Origin of the sequence: Flavobacterium buctense, from assembly GCF_014486695.1 — a bacterium.
Classification (GTDB): domain Bacteria; phylum Bacteroidota; class Bacteroidia; order Flavobacteriales; family Flavobacteriaceae; genus Flavobacterium; species Flavobacterium buctense.
Genome location: NZ_JACTAB010000003.1, coordinates 211,811 through 225,535 on the forward strand (window position 1 = coordinate 211,811; position 13,725 = coordinate 225,535).

The following is a 13,725-nucleotide window of genomic DNA, read 5'->3' on the forward strand; positions in this document are numbered from 1 at the left end:
GTTTAACCACAAGAGGACTTTTTCATTTTATAATTATTATTAAAATACTCGAAGTAAATTAAACCCAAAAAAAACATCGCCTCTTCCCCAATCTCCCGTTGAATTTCCTAAGAAACCAGCTTCATGCATCCCTTGTGAACTACTGAAATGCATTTGAAATACGTGTCCGCCGGTTTCTAAGTCAACTCCAATAGAAAGTGGATCACGAAACGGGGAACTGCCGGAACGATTTAAATGAGCCGCATAATCAATATTTAAAGACCAACGCTTAGCAAACTTATACCTTCCGCCCATACCGATAGCGTATTGACTGTTATCTTGGTTATCATCAATCACGAAATTTTCATGAAAATAAGTGGGTGAAATTTGCAACGATAATTTATTGTTGAATTTTCTGGAAACTAAAAGTTGGGCCACGTAAACCAATCGATTGTCAAACTTCATTTCCGGATAAAGACTTTCCTTTAAAGTATTATTAATGGCTAAACTGGTAAAACCGGCAATAGCAACCGGAAAACCATTTGTCTCTTGTGATTTAAGCAAGAACTTACCCGAGAAATCATAAGCTATTTCACTTCTGGCACCGCTAATAGTTAACCAATCGTTCAATCCGTATACAAATTTCAATTGCGTTACCGCTTGGTCTAAACCATAAAATCCTTCGAAACCGTCTTTTACTGAACCAAATCGGTGTGCTACTATAAAATACAGATCACCTTTGGAAGCCAATTTAGTAGATTCTAAATTGACAATTTTCAATGCTTTAAAGGCTGATTCTACTTTACTTTTTTCAGTTGTCGCAGTGTCAATTTCATTTAACAAATCATCTTGGGCAAACATTCCCAAAGGGAGCAATAACAATAACAGTACTTTTTTCATAACTAAATTTCTATTTATTAAACATAACCATTTTATTCAACAACAAAAGGAACCCTACTTCACTATGCTACATTGATCCATTTGAATTTCTTCAAGCAAATCATCAAAACCTACCAATCTACCTTTTAAATTAATAGAATCCTGAGGTTTAATACTTTCAGGAAGTTTGCCTGTAAATCGGGCTGATACTTTTTCATCCACTGTCACAATTTTGTTCTCAAAATCAATAGTAGATATCTTTCCTCTTAAAGCTACCGTTTTATCCAAATATTTCGCATTTGCCAAACTATCATTGGTGGTAAAAGCATTAAAAATGTCGTTTACTGTAGCCGTATAATTGGCTTCTTCTGTCGCAATATCTCTATGCCCTTGATAAAGGTATTTATAAACACCAAATCCAACCCCAACTAAAATAAGTCCTAAAATAAAAACCTTTTTCTTCATAATAACGTTAATTTATAGTATCAATATGTAAACTTAAGCCATTTTATTTATTAAATTTATTCAAAAAAAATTAAAAATCATGAAAAAGAACACCCTCTTAATTTCAACTCTTCTCCTCGGCACAGTTCTTGTCAGTAGTTGTACAAACGATTCTTCAGCTGATTTAATCGGTATTGATGACCTTGATGAAGTCACATATACCAATACTGTAAAAAGCATTATTGATAACAATTGTATTTCTTGTCATGCGGCAACACCAATTAACGGAGCACCTATGCCTTTAACAACATACGAAAATGTTAAACAAGCGGTTCTTGAGCGAGGATTATTAAACCGAATATCAAGAGAACAAGGGGCACCGGGTATGATGCCAAGTGGTGGCACTCGCTTACCTCAAGCTGTTATAGATCAAGTTACTACCTGGGCTAATCAAGGATTAATCGAATAAATTATAATTATGAAAAAAATATTGTTTTATGGACTGTTTTTTGTGGTTGTGCAAAATTTTGCCCAAACCAAACTAGTAACCAAAACGGGTAAAATAACTTTTGAAGCCTCTGTTCCGGCTTTTGAAGAAGTAAAAGCCAAAAACGAAGCGGTAACTTGTATTCTAAACCCGGCCACTGGAGAAATTGCCAGTTTGGCTTTGTTGAAAGGTTTTCGCTTTAAGGTAGCCTTGATGGAAGAACATTTTAACGAAAATTATGTCGAAAGCGATAAGTTTCCGAAAGCTACTTTTAAAGGAAAAATTGAGGGGTTTGACTTATCCAAACTTACGGCAACCGCAAAAGAGTATACCCTTAAAGGAAAACTGGAATTGCACGGAAAAACCAAAGATATTACCGTGATTGCCAAAATCAAAAAAACGGATGCCGGTGTAGAAATTGATTCGGATTTCACAGTCAATACCGATGATTTTGATATTGAGATACCGAGTGTTGTCAGTAAAAAACTGAGTAAAAAAGTAGCGGTGAAATTAGATTTCACCCTTAAATAAAAAAATCCCCTGACTCTTCAGGGGATTTTTTTATATTTTTTTTTCCATTATATAATCGTCCATTACATATCCTTGCCCAATATCAATTACAATTTCTTCCGTAATCTCGAAACCTTGTTTTGTATAAAAATGTTGGGCAGAATTGTATTTGTTCACATTCAAAAAGACCGCAGAATTATTTTGGCATCTGGCTTCCCGGGCAATAAAATCTAATAAAGTCTTGCCCGTCCCTTTTCCTTGTTGTGACGACAAAACATAAATTTTGTGAATTTTGGTCTTATTCGTTGCATTTGCTTCAAACTCATAAGAAGCAAATCCAACCGAAATATCATCTTCTTTGGCCAGAATGAAATGATGATTCTTTTCATTCGACTGTAACTGCAAAGCTTCAACACTGTACATCATGTTCATCATATAATCAAGTTGGGCTTGACTCAAAATCGAACCGTACGTTTTGGGCCAAACCTCATTGGCAATCGCTCTGACATCGGTAAAATTAGCATCGGTATTATTTTCTATGACAACCATGAATTATCTTTTAAGCACGGATTCGTAGGTTTTAATCCAATCTTCTACAGAAATTTTTTGGGTCAATTCGGCTATTAAATCATACGGAATATCATCGAGTTTTTTGAAACGAACACAACTTTTTCCCATATCTAATTTATATTTACACTGTTTACCATATTCTGAAACAAACCAATCATACAGATTTTTATCGGCATAAATCCCCATGTGGTAAAACGCCACGAAGTTTTTTTGCGATGCCAAACCCATAAATGGTAGCGGATCTTTAGGATTGCAATGGTAACCATTGGGATAAATGGAATGCGGCACACAATAGCCCAACATGCCATAACCCATAGCTTCTTGAAAGCCTTTTGGCAAATTGTCAATGATGGTTTTTCGGAGTTTTTGAATCACTTCTTTTCGGTCTGAAGGCAACTCATTGATATAGTCATCCGGTGTTAAAGCTTTTGATTGCATGGTTTTCTATTTTCTTTCTCAAAAATAGAAATAATTTTATAGATTTACGTATTGATTTTTATTACAAAGCAATGTCTAAAAATGAGCTAAGAAAAGACAAAACCTGTTTGAATTGTCGTTACGTTGTAGAAAATAGATTTTGTCCCAATTGTGGACAAGAAAACACCAATACCCGAAAAACTTTTATTCAGTTATTTGTCCATTTTTTTGAAGACTTAACCCATTACGAAAACTCTTTTTGGAAAACCATCCGAAATTTAATTTTTAAGCCTTCCTCTTTAACCAAAGAATACCTTTCAGGTAAGCGAATGTCTTATTTAGCACCTATTCGACTTTATATTTTTATCAGTTTTGTCACTTTCTTTCTCATTTCTATAATTCCTGATGCTTCGGAAGATGAAATGGTTAAGGTCAACGAGCATCAAGCCAAGCCAATGGAGCAAGTATTGGTTACTGATGCGGATTCTATCAACAAAGCGAAAGACAATCTTGAAAAAAAGCAATGGATAGCCAATATGGAAAAAAATGGCTATATCGATAAAAAAGACTCCGACTCTTTGCAAAAAGAAGTCACCGAAAGAGAGCAAAAAAATGATGGCAGTGATTATATGAATTTTGGCTACCGTTCAGTGGAGCATTTAGACTCAATTCAAAAATTTGGCAAACCCGATGAAAAACTATCTGATTTGGAATATTGGGTGAACAAAAAAATCCTTTTAGTCAAAAGAGGCAGAACCCAAAAAGAAGTGTATGAAAAACTAATGGAATCCGTTATTCGAAATATTCCGAAAGCTTTGTTTATTTACATGCCATTGTTTGCATTTATTTTATGGTTGTTCCAAAGTAAAAAGCGTTGGTACTACTTTGACCACGGCATTTTTACCTTACATTATTTTTCGTTTTTACTTTTGGCTTCCTTAATTCTCGAATTGTTTAATTTCTTTTTTGAATTGTTTGTCCAATATCAGATTGTGAACATCATTAGCTACATAGTTGAATCGATTATTATTATCTATATGCTTTATTACTTTTTCCCGGCGCATCATCGTTTTTATGAACAAAGTAGGATAATGACCATTATCAAAGGTATCTTTATATTTTTTATCAATTTGTTTGTCCTAACATTTATACTAGTTGGGCTTTTCTTCTTTTCATTTATTAACATCCATTAATCATGACTAAAAAAATAATTTCATTATCGCTAGTAATGCTTACAGTTTTTATAGGCTGTAGTGTTCAAAAAGAAGTTGCTAATAGCACTACAGTTAGCAAAAAAAACGCCAAACTAGCAACGTACCTTAATGCCATTTCCAATGACCGATTGCGAACCAATTTAACCTACATCGCGTCTGACGAAACAGAAGGACGTGAAACGGGAAGTGCCGGACAAAAAAAAGCCGGTAAATTCATGATTGATTTTTACAAAAAAAATGGCGTATCTTTTCCTAAAGGCGCTACCGATTATTACCAACACATTCCGGCTGCATTTTTGAATGCGAAACGAAATGAAAACTTACCGGATTCCGAAAATATTTGGGCATACATAGAAGGTTCTGAAAAACCTGAAGAGATTGTGGTAATTTCGGCCCATTATGACCACGTAGGCGTGCAAAACGGAGAAGTTTACAACGGTGCCGATGATGATGGCTCAGGAACTGTAGCTTTAATGGAAATGGCGGTGGCTTTTCAAAAAGCCAAAAACGAAGGTCACGGTCCGAAACGCTCAATTTTAATTTTGCACGTAACCGGAGAAGAACACGGTTTGCACGGATCGCGTTTTTATGCCGAGAATCCTTTGTTTCCTTTAATCAATACGGTGGCCGATGTCAATATTGATATGATAGGTCGCCGCGATGATTTGCACAAAGACAACAATAATTATGTTTACGTTATTGGTTCCGACTACTTGTCTTCTGACCTGTACAACATTTGCGAAAGCGTGAATAAAGAATATACCAAATTGGACTTAGACTATAAATACAACGATAAAAAAGACCCTAACCGTTTTTACTATCGTTCTGACCATTACAACTTTGCCAAAAACGGAATTCCATCGGTGTTTTTATTCAACGGAACGCATGCAGATTACCACAGAGCCAGTGATGAAGTTAGTAAGATTGAATTTGATGCGCTAACCAAACGCACCCAATATGCTTTTGCCATTGCTTGGGAAATTGCCAATAGAAAAGACCGACTAATTGTTGACAAAAAAGAGTAACAATGAGTCGGCCTTAAAAGATTTTATTAAAAATTTACTCTAAAGCTGCCAAATATCTTTCAGCATCCAAAGCCGCCATACAACCGGTACCGGCTGCTGTAATCGCTTGACGATACACATGATCGGCAGCATCACCGGCTACAAAAACACCCGCAACATTAGTTTTAGAAGTTCCAGGAACATTAATGATATACCCTGTTTCGTCTAAAGTAATATAATCCGCAAAAATATCAGTATTAGGTTTGTGACCAATGGCTACAAAGAAACCGGTTGCCGGAATCGTGATTTCTGCTCCGGTAGTTTTGTTTAAAGCTTTCACTTCATTCACAACTTGTCCGTCACCAATCACCTCAACGGTATCATGGTTCATTAAAATCGTAATGTTTTCCGTTTTGCGTACTCTTTCTTCCATGATTTTAGAAGCTCTGAATTTCTCACTTCTCACCAACATGGTTACTTTTTTACAAAGTTTTGATAAGTAATGTGCTTCCTCACAAGCCGAATCACCGGCACCCACAATTACTACTTCTTGGTTTCTGTAAAAGAATCCGTCACAAACGGCACAAGCGGAAACACCACCACCGGTTTGTAAATAATGTTGCTCTGAAGGCAAACCTAAATATTTAGCCGAAGCACCGGTAGAAATAATCACCGTTTCTGCGTGTAATTCAATCGAATCGTTAATCCAAACTTTGTGAATGGGTCCCGAAAAATCAACTTTCGTGGCCCAACCATCGCGAACATCAGTTCCAAAACGTTGCGCTTGCGCTTGCAATTGCACCATCATTTCCGGTCCGGTAACCCCGTCAGGATAACCCGGAAAATTTTCTACTTCATTAGTTGTGGTTAATTGTCCACCCGGTTGTGTTCCTTGGTACAATACCGGATTCATATTAGCTCGGGCGGCATAAATAGCAGCGGTATAGCCCGCAGGACCTGAGCCGATTATAAGGCATTTAATTTTTTCTATAGTATCTGACATGACTTGTGTTTTATTTCGGTGGCAAAGGTAACGCATTAAAATGAAAAATTTATTCTCCTCAAATCATAAAAAGCTATAAAAAAATAATTTTACATTATGCTTTGAAAAATAAATAATAACTTTATATTTGCACTCGCTTTCGGGGTGTAGCGTAGCCCGGTTATCGCGCCTGCTTTGGGAGCAGGAGGCCGCAGGTTCGAATCCTGCCACCCCGACCAGTAAATCCTTTCTGTTGTAAACAGAAGGGATTTTTTATTTCAAATGAATTCAGGTTCACCTGAAAATTTATTTGAAATAAAAAAGTCCGGCAGTTTGCCAAAACTGCTAAAGGATTTATTTGTAATAGAGCACCAACTCAGGATCACAAAGTAATCCTGCTAAGCGATAACAGTTAAACGAACTAAAGTTCGTATACCTGACTGCCACCGGCAGTCCTCCTCTTAATATCAAATCACCCCGACCAGTAAATCCCTCCTGTTTGCCAAAACTGCTAAAGGATTTATTTGTTATAGAGACCAAACTCAGGATATGTAATCCTGCAAAATAGCTCACTAGTAGAAGCTACTCACCTCTATTTTCTATCCTCTATTTTCTATCCTCTATTTTCTTTTCTCTTTTCTCTAAAAAATCAAATTCTCTTCCGATATAATTTCTATTTTTGTTCTCAGTAAAAATAACACAATAACATATGTTGATTATCGGAATTGCCGGAGGAACAGGAAGTGGAAAAACAACTGTAGTGCACCAAATCATGAATGAATTGCCCGAGACTGAAGTGGGTGTCATTTCTCAAGACTCTTATTACAAAGAAAATCACAATTTAAGTTTTGAAGAAAGAGCCTTAATCAATTTTGATCATCCTCGTGCTATTGATTTTGATCTTTTAGTCCAACAATTAAAAGACTTAAAAGCCGGCAAAACCATTCAACAACCGGTTTACTCTTTCATTACCCACAACAGAACCGATGATACCATAGTCACCCATCCCAGAAAAGTAATGATCGTCGAAGGGATTTTGATTTTAACTAATCCGGAACTTCGCGATTTATTTGATGTCAAAATATTTGTGCATGCTGATTCCGACGAACGCCTAATCCGAAGATTAAAAAGAGATATCGCTGAACGCGGTCGTGATATGGAAGAAGTGTTGAACCGTTACCAAACGACTTTGAAACCGATGCACCAACAGTTTATTGAACCTACCAAAGTGTTTGCCGATATCATCATTCCAAACGACAAATACAATACCGTGGCCATTGATGTTGTTCGTGCCGTAATCAACCAAAGAATTACTTAAAATCCCCGTTATGAGCTTCTTTAAAAACCTAACCGATGCCTATCCTATCCTGAAAATTTTAGGAAACCGATACGTTATTGTGTTGTGTTTTTTTATCGTTTGGATGCTTTTCATCGACAATACTTCCTATATGGAACAACGCGTCTTGAACAAACAACTTGACGAACTAGAAGACAACAAAAAATACTATCAGGACGAAATCAGGAAAGACCAAGAAAACATCAAGTTGCTCAAAAACCCTGACCAAATAGAAAAATACGCCCGCGAAAAATACTATATGAAACGCGATAGCGAAGACGTTTACATCATCGAATTTGAAGAAGATTCGCTAAAAGAAGAACAGTCAAAATCAAAATCTTTATAATTACTAATCATGGCTGACAATTTATTCAAGGAGTTTGAACCGGTGTCTTCCAAACAATGGAAACAACAAATTCAATACGAACTCAAAGGCGCCGATTATAACGAAACTTTAGTTTGGGAAAGCCCCGAAGGCATTAAAGTAAAACCTTTCTATCATGGTGACGGAGATCAACAAAAAATAGAAAGCAGACCAAATAGCAATACCTTTTCCATCCTTCAAAATATCTTTGTTCACGATGTCAAAAAATCAAACGAACGCGCTTTAGAAACTTTAAATCGAGGTGCCGAAAGCATTCGCTTTACCCTAGAGAACGAATCAATTTCTGTAGAAGAATTGATGCAAAATCTTCCTTTGGGGAACACCCGGTATTTTTTTTATTTGCCATTCCTTTCAATCGATTTCGTAAATAAAATCAATGATTTTGCTTCTAAAAACAACGCCAACATTTCCCTCCAAATTGACCCCATCGGACAATTGGTAAAAGATGGCAATTGGTTTGAAAATTTAGCCAAAGATTTTGACAAACTGAATTCGATTGCTTCCAAAACCACTATTCCATACTTAAACATCAGCAGCGGAATTTACCAAAACGCCGGTGCCAATATGGTTCAGCAATTAGGGTATACTTTAGCACATGTCAACGAATATTTTAATCGGGTTCCAAATATCAATCAGCCAATAACTGTCGAAATAGCTATTGGCACCAATTACTTTTTTGAAATCGCCAAATTGCGTGCGTTGAGACTATTGTTCCAAACATTAGCCAAAGAATACAACCACAATTTCGATTGTCATATCCTCGTTACCCCAACCAAACGCAACAAAACCTTATACGACTACAACGTCAACATGCTTCGTACGACAACCGAATGCATGTCGGCCATTTTAGGCGGTGCCGATAGCATTGCGAATTTGCCTTACGATGCGTTGTACCATAAAGACAATGAATTTGGCGATAGAATTGCGCGCAACCAACTATTAGTACTAAAACACGAAAGCTATTTTGACAAAGTCAATAACGCAGCCGATGGCGCATATTACATCGAATCGCTAACCGAACAATTGGCTGAAAAAGCATTGCTCCTATTCAAAGATATCGAAGCCAATGGAGGTTTGATTACCCAACTAATCGAAGGCAATATCCAAAAGAAAATCAGCGAAAGCGCTGCCAAGGAACAGGAATTGTTCGATAGCGGCAAAGAAGTTTTATTGGGCACCAACAAATACCCCAACAAAAACGACAAAATGAAACACGACTTGGAATTATATCCCTTCGTAAAACAAAACCCGCGCAAAACCTTAATCACCCCGATTATTGAAAAACGTTTGGCGGAGAAACTGGAACAGGAACGTTTATCCCAAGAAGCATAGTTATGAGAAAGGATATACAACATATAGAATTAGGGAAAAGGGAAAAGGGAAAAGGGAAAAGTACCTCAACCGATAACTTCCTCACCGCCGAAAACATCGAAGTAAAACCAACTTACTCTAAAGAAGACATCGCCAATTTAGAACACTTGGGTTTTGGAGCCGGCTTTGCGCCAAATCTTCGCGGACCTTATGCGACCATGTACGTGCGTCGCCCTTGGACGATTCGCCAATATGCCGGATTTTCTACCGCAGAAGAAAGTAATGCTTTCTACCGCAGAAACTTAGCTGCGGGACAAAAAGGTTTATCCGTTGCTTTCGATTTAGCTACTCACAGAGGTTACGATTCAGACCATGAAAGAGTGGTAGGCGATGTGGGAAAAGCCGGTGTAGCCATCGATTCTGTGGAAGATATGAAGGTTTTGTTTGACCAAATTCCGTTAAACGAAATGTCAGTTTCTATGACCATGAACGGTGCCGTATTACCTATTATGGCGTTCTATATCGTCGCTGCGGAAGAACAAGGTGTTTCGCCGGAGCAACTTTCTGGAACAATACAAAACGATATTTTGAAGGAGTTTATGGTGCGCAATACTTACATCTATCCTCCAACGCCTTCGATGAAAATCATAGCCGATATATTCGAATATACCAGTAAAAAAATGCCGAAGTTCAACTCGATTTCCATTTCGGGTTACCACATGCAAGAAGCCGGAGCTACCGCCGATATTGAGTTGGCGTACACTTTAGCCGATGGCTTAGAATACATCCGAACCGGTTTGGCTACCGGAATGAAGATTGATGAGTTCGCTCCTCGCCTTTCGTTTTTTTGGGCTATTGGGATGAATCATTTTATGGAAATTGCCAAAATGCGAGCCGGAAGAATGTTATGGGCGAAACTCCTAAAACAATTCAACCCGAAAGACGAAAAATCATTGGCACTAAGAACGCATTGCCAAACCTCGGGTTGGAGTTTAACCGAACAAGACCCGTTTAACAATGTGGCTCGAACTGCTGTTGAAGCCGCTGCGGCTGCCTTTGGTGGAACCCAATCGTTACATACCAACGCCTTAGACGAAGCCATTGCTTTACCAACCGATTTCTCGGCACGAATCGCTAGAAATACGCAGATATTTTTACAGGAAGAAACCAAAATCTGCAAAACAGTCGACCCTTGGGCGGGCAGTTATTACGTAGAAAGTTTAACCGCTGAAATCACCGAGAAAGCTTGGGCACTAATCGAAGAAGTAGAAACTTTAGGCGGGATGACCAAAGCCATCGAAGCGGGAATTCCGAAATTACGAATCGAAGAAGCTGCTGCGCGTAAACAAGCGCGAATCGACAGTTCACAAGATATCATCGTTGGGGTCAACAAATACCGCTTAGACAAAGAAGATCCATTGCACATTTTGGATGTCGACAACCAAATGGTGCGCAAACAACAAATCGAACAATTACAACAGATAAAAGCCACGCGTGACAACGATAAAGTAAAAGCGTGTTTGGCCCAATTAACCGACTGTGCGAAAAACGGAAACGATAATTTATTATCTTTAGCCGTAGAAGCAGCCCGAAACCGAGCGACCTTAGGAGAAATCAGTGATGCCTTGGAAACCGTTTTCGGACGCTATAAAGCACAAATCAGAAGTTTTAGCGGCGTGTATAGTAAAGAAATAAAAAACGACGAGAGCTTTGAAAAAGCCAAACAATTAGCCGACGCTTTCGCCAAGAAAGAAGGTCGCCGACCGCGTATTATGATTGCCAAAATGGGACAAGACGGTCACGACCGCGGTGCCAAAGTGGTAGCCACCGGTTATGCCGACGTAGGTTTTGATGTAGACATTGGCCCTTTATTCCAAACCCCGGAAGAAGCGGCTAAACAAGCCGTGGAAAACGACGTGCATATCATAGGCGTTTCCTCCTTAGCGGCCGGACATAAAACCCTCGTTCCCCAAGTAATCGAAGAACTCAAAAAATACGGTCGCGAAGATATTATGGTGATTGTTGGCGGTGTAATTCCGGCGCAAGATTACCAATTCCTCTTTGATGCCGGAGCCGTTGCGGTTTTTGGTCCGGGAACGAAGATTAGCGAAGCGGCGATAAATATCCTTGAGGTACTGTTAGAAGAATAACAGTGAAAAAGGAAGAAAATCAAAAAGCCGGCTGGACCAGTTGTGAGGAATGTCATGGACTTGGTAAAAAAAGTCGCCGACTTCGAAAGAAAGTACGACTCGAATTCAAGGCAGCCTTAGATTTATTTGAAAAAACAAAAGGCGAAGGAATAGCTCCGGTTCTCCCTAAAGCACCTCTGTATACCTGCCCCAACTGTTCCGGATCGGGACTGGTGGCTGCAGACTTACCTCCTATTGCCGATACCGAAAACTACCCACACGTGGCCATTATTGGCGGTGGTATAGGTGGCGTTGCGATGGCCGTGGCCTGTTTGCATCGCGGTATCCCTTTTACCCTTTATGAACGTGATAAAAGCTTTGATGCCCGAGCCCAGGGCTATGGCCTCACTTTGCAACAAGCCAGTAAAGCCATTGCCGGATTGGGTATAGCGAAATTGGAAGAAGGTGTGGTTTCGACAAGACATTTGGTTCACACCACCGAAGGAAAAGTAATTGGGGAATGGGGCATGAGAAAGTGGATGGGCGCTGATTCCCAAAAGACCCTAAAAAGCAGAAATGTACATATCGCACGGCAGTCGTTGCGCGCTGCGCTGCTGAAACAACTCAACGGGCATGAAGTGATACAATGGGGCCATCAGTTAACCGATTTTAAGGAAGTTGACAACGAAGGTATTCACCTGAGCTTTCAAGTGAACGGCCAAATAAAAATAGCCAAGGCTGACCTAGTGGTGGGTGCCGATGGCATTCGCAGTTCGGTGCGCAGTTTGTTGATTGGTGAGAACGTTACCCCTTTGCGCTACCTCGGCTGTATTGTGATATTAGGGATTTGCCCTTTGGCAGCTCTTGAAGGTCATGACAGTTCTTTACTCGATTCGGCTACGGTATTCCAAACAGCCAATGGCCATGAACGCATTTATATAATGCCTTATTCGCCAGACTCCGTAATGTGGCAGTTGAGCTACCCAATGCCCGAAAATGAGGCGAAAGCGCTGTGTGCAAAGGGCATTCCCGCAGTCAAGCAAGAAGCCGGTCATAGGACCCAATGGCACAATCCTATTCCGCAAATTGTTGCGGCCACGCCGGAAACACACCTAACTGCCTATCCGGTGTATGATCGAGAATTACTCGATTCTAGCTTGTTGGATAAATGTGGTGCTTCCACCCTGATTGGTGATGCGGCGCACCCTATGAGCCCTTTCAAAGGACAAGGGGCAAACCAAGCAATACTGGATGCACTCGCACTGGCCCGATCAATAACAAAAGCATGCAGGCCTTCATCTCAATGGAGAAAAGCCGGTGTGCGAAAAAGCATCTTGACCGGATTTGAAACAGAAATGTTAGCGCGCTCTGCTATCAAAGTAAAAGAATCTGAAGCCGCAGCACAGTTCTTACATTCTGAAATTGTACTCTATGAAGGTGATGAACCCAGAGGGCGTTGTTTGCGGGATAATAGTAACTAAACCTTTCCCACCGCCCTACCCAAAACCACCACTTTCCCAATCCGGAACACCGGTTTCCTAACCCAGCGCACCACAATCCCAACTCAGAAAACCACTATTCTAATTAAAAAACCACTTTCCCAACTCGGGAAACCACAGTACCTCCAATTATTTATTCAAAAAAAACAAACATCTTCTCTTGATTTATCGTAACTTGGTTATCCTAAAAATTTTCACTGATACACCATGATGATTACTGGAAAAAATAACGAACCTATTGTACTCATTATTGTGACGAGTATTGTTGTGTATTCTATTATTCGCAGTAAAAAGCTCAGTTATTTGGGACACCAATGGAGACATCATATCATTAAGCCATCGATGAAAGCACTTCGTAGAAAATCAATTATGGATAGAGAAATAAAAAGAACCTTATCCAATCAGGCTCACATTTAACCTTCAAGGAGCATAAAATTACTATATATTTAGACGTTGCATTCTTTCCTGTAAAGCTTAGGATAAGTGTAAAAAAACCACAACAACTTTACAGATTCACCTAAATTTCATACTTTTAAATCTTCAATTGTCTGGAAATTAACATTATCCACTTCAATTGCT

The 13,725-nt window shown here is 39.1% G+C and carries 15 protein-coding genes and 1 tRNA gene; 11 read left to right on the top strand and 5 right to left on the bottom strand.

The window, feature by feature from the left end; all coding sequences use genetic code 11:
* Positions 1-39: 39 nt before the first annotated feature.
* Positions 40-879, bottom strand: a complete 840-nt coding sequence (locus ICG50_RS06715) for a DUF5777 family beta-barrel protein (protein ID WP_187660141.1) — start codon at positions 877-879, stop codon at positions 40-42.
* Between the two features lie 54 nt (positions 880-933).
* Positions 934-1,323, bottom strand: coding sequence for an OB-fold protein (locus tag ICG50_RS06720; RefSeq protein ID WP_187660142.1), 390 nt, complete (start codon positions 1,321-1,323; stop codon positions 934-936).
* 79 nt (positions 1,324-1,402) lie between these two features.
* Between ICG50_RS06720 and ICG50_RS06725 the strand changes: the two genes are divergently transcribed.
* The gene (locus ICG50_RS06725; RefSeq protein WP_187660143.1) at positions 1,403-1,771 is read left to right on the top strand and encodes a c-type cytochrome; all 369 of its coding nucleotides are present in this window, start codon (positions 1,403-1,405) and stop codon (positions 1,769-1,771) included.
* 9 nt (positions 1,772-1,780) lie between these two features.
* On the top strand, positions 1,781-2,320 hold the full coding sequence (locus ICG50_RS06730) for a YceI family protein (protein ID WP_187660144.1): 540 nt from the start codon (positions 1,781-1,783) through the stop codon (positions 2,318-2,320).
* A 30-nt stretch (positions 2,321-2,350) separates the two neighbouring features.
* Here the strand turns inward: ICG50_RS06730 and ICG50_RS06735 are convergent, their stop codons facing one another.
* Both ICG50_RS06735 and ICG50_RS06740 read right to left on the bottom strand, forming a co-directional pair.
* Positions 2,351-2,848 carry a GNAT family N-acetyltransferase gene (locus ICG50_RS06735; protein WP_187660145.1) on the bottom strand — a complete coding sequence of 166 codons (498 nt, stop codon included), beginning with the start codon at positions 2,846-2,848 and terminating at the stop codon, positions 2,351-2,353.
* 3 nt (positions 2,849-2,851) lie between these two features.
* Positions 2,852-3,307, bottom strand: coding sequence for a DUF1801 domain-containing protein (locus tag ICG50_RS06740; protein ID WP_187660146.1), 456 nt, complete (start codon positions 3,305-3,307; stop codon positions 2,852-2,854).
* Positions 3,308-3,378: 71 nt separating this feature from the next.
* On the opposite strand from ICG50_RS06740, the gene ICG50_RS06745 reads away from it, so the two are divergent.
* Positions 3,379-4,479, top strand: a complete 1,101-nt coding sequence (locus ICG50_RS06745; RefSeq protein ID WP_187660147.1) for a DUF3667 domain-containing protein — start codon at positions 3,379-3,381, stop codon at positions 4,477-4,479.
* A 2-nt stretch (positions 4,480-4,481) separates the two neighbouring features.
* Positions 4,482-5,525 carry a M28 family peptidase gene (locus ICG50_RS06750; RefSeq protein WP_379761536.1) on the top strand — a complete coding sequence of 348 codons (1,044 nt, stop codon included), beginning with the start codon at positions 4,482-4,484 and terminating at the stop codon, positions 5,523-5,525.
* A gap of 34 nt (positions 5,526-5,559) precedes the next feature.
* Here the strand turns inward: ICG50_RS06750 and trxB are convergent, their stop codons facing one another.
* Complete coding sequence (gene trxB / locus ICG50_RS06755; protein WP_187660148.1) at positions 5,560-6,507, bottom strand: thioredoxin-disulfide reductase; 948 nt, start codon at positions 6,505-6,507, stop codon at positions 5,560-5,562.
* 140 nt (positions 6,508-6,647) lie between these two features.
* Between trxB and ICG50_RS06760 the strand changes: the two genes are divergently transcribed.
* The 7 genes from ICG50_RS06760 (at position 6,648) to ICG50_RS06790 (ending at position 13,563) form a co-directional block, all read left to right on the top strand.
* Positions 6,648-6,725 (top strand) — tRNA-Pro (locus ICG50_RS06760).
* Between the two features lie 470 nt (positions 6,726-7,195).
* Complete coding sequence (gene udk, locus ICG50_RS06765; protein WP_187660149.1) at positions 7,196-7,804, top strand: uridine kinase; 609 nt, start codon at positions 7,196-7,198, stop codon at positions 7,802-7,804.
* A gap of 10 nt (positions 7,805-7,814) precedes the next feature.
* Complete coding sequence (locus ICG50_RS06770; protein ID WP_187660150.1) at positions 7,815-8,168, top strand: FtsB family cell division protein; 354 nt, start codon at positions 7,815-7,817, stop codon at positions 8,166-8,168.
* A 9-nt stretch (positions 8,169-8,177) separates the two neighbouring features.
* Positions 8,178-9,539 carry a methylmalonyl-CoA mutase subunit beta gene (locus ICG50_RS06775; RefSeq protein WP_187660151.1) on the top strand — a complete coding sequence of 454 codons (1,362 nt, stop codon included), beginning with the start codon at positions 8,178-8,180 and terminating at the stop codon, positions 9,537-9,539.
* A 2-nt stretch (positions 9,540-9,541) separates the two neighbouring features.
* Positions 9,542-11,668: a methylmalonyl-CoA mutase gene (scpA, locus tag ICG50_RS06780; protein ID WP_187660152.1), complete on the top strand. Its 2,127-nt coding sequence runs from the start codon at positions 9,542-9,544 to the stop codon at positions 11,666-11,668.
* 2 nt (positions 11,669-11,670) lie between these two features.
* Positions 11,671-13,128 carry an FAD-dependent monooxygenase gene (locus ICG50_RS06785; RefSeq protein ID WP_187660153.1) on the top strand — a complete coding sequence of 486 codons (1,458 nt, stop codon included), beginning with the start codon at positions 11,671-11,673 and terminating at the stop codon, positions 13,126-13,128.
* Between the two features lie 225 nt (positions 13,129-13,353).
* Positions 13,354-13,563 carry a hypothetical protein gene (locus ICG50_RS06790; protein ID WP_187660154.1) on the top strand — a complete coding sequence of 70 codons (210 nt, stop codon included), beginning with the start codon at positions 13,354-13,356 and terminating at the stop codon, positions 13,561-13,563.
* Positions 13,564-13,725 lie beyond the last annotated feature (162 nt).

What these genes read in the sequence shown, in the direction of transcription:
- ICG50_RS06730 (WP_187660144.1), top strand. Translation starts at nt 1,781, where the DNA reads ATGAAAAAAATATTGTTTTATGGACTGTTTTTTGTGGTTGTGCAAAAT.
- ICG50_RS06750 (WP_379761536.1), top strand. Translation starts at nt 4,482, where the DNA reads ATGACTAAAAAAATAATTTCATTATCGCTAGTAATGCTTACAGTTTTT.
- ICG50_RS06740 (WP_187660146.1), bottom strand. Translation starts at nt 3,307, where the DNA reads ATGCAATCAAAAGCTTTAACACCGGATGACTATATCAATGAGTTGCCT.
- udk (WP_187660149.1), top strand. Translation starts at nt 7,196, where the DNA reads ATGTTGATTATCGGAATTGCCGGAGGAACAGGAAGTGGAAAAACAACT.
- ICG50_RS06775 (WP_187660151.1), top strand. Translation starts at nt 8,178, where the DNA reads ATGGCTGACAATTTATTCAAGGAGTTTGAACCGGTGTCTTCCAAACAA.
- ICG50_RS06715 (WP_187660141.1), bottom strand. Translation starts at nt 879, where the DNA reads ATGAAAAAAGTACTGTTATTGTTATTGCTCCCTTTGGGAATGTTTGCC.
- scpA (WP_187660152.1), top strand. Translation starts at nt 9,542, where the DNA reads ATGAGAAAGGATATACAACATATAGAATTAGGGAAAAGGGAAAAGGGA.
- trxB (WP_187660148.1), bottom strand. Translation starts at nt 6,507, where the DNA reads ATGTCAGATACTATAGAAAAAATTAAATGCCTTATAATCGGCTCAGGT.
- ICG50_RS06790 (WP_187660154.1), top strand. Translation starts at nt 13,354, where the DNA reads ATGATGATTACTGGAAAAAATAACGAACCTATTGTACTCATTATTGTG.
- ICG50_RS06720 (WP_187660142.1), bottom strand. Translation starts at nt 1,323, where the DNA reads ATGAAGAAAAAGGTTTTTATTTTAGGACTTATTTTAGTTGGGGTTGGA.
- ICG50_RS06725 (WP_187660143.1), top strand. Translation starts at nt 1,403, where the DNA reads ATGAAAAAGAACACCCTCTTAATTTCAACTCTTCTCCTCGGCACAGTT.
- ICG50_RS06745 (WP_187660147.1), top strand. Translation starts at nt 3,379, where the DNA reads ATGTCTAAAAATGAGCTAAGAAAAGACAAAACCTGTTTGAATTGTCGT.
- ICG50_RS06770 (WP_187660150.1), top strand. Translation starts at nt 7,815, where the DNA reads ATGAGCTTCTTTAAAAACCTAACCGATGCCTATCCTATCCTGAAAATT.
- ICG50_RS06735 (WP_187660145.1), bottom strand. Translation starts at nt 2,848, where the DNA reads ATGGTTGTCATAGAAAATAATACCGATGCTAATTTTACCGATGTCAGA.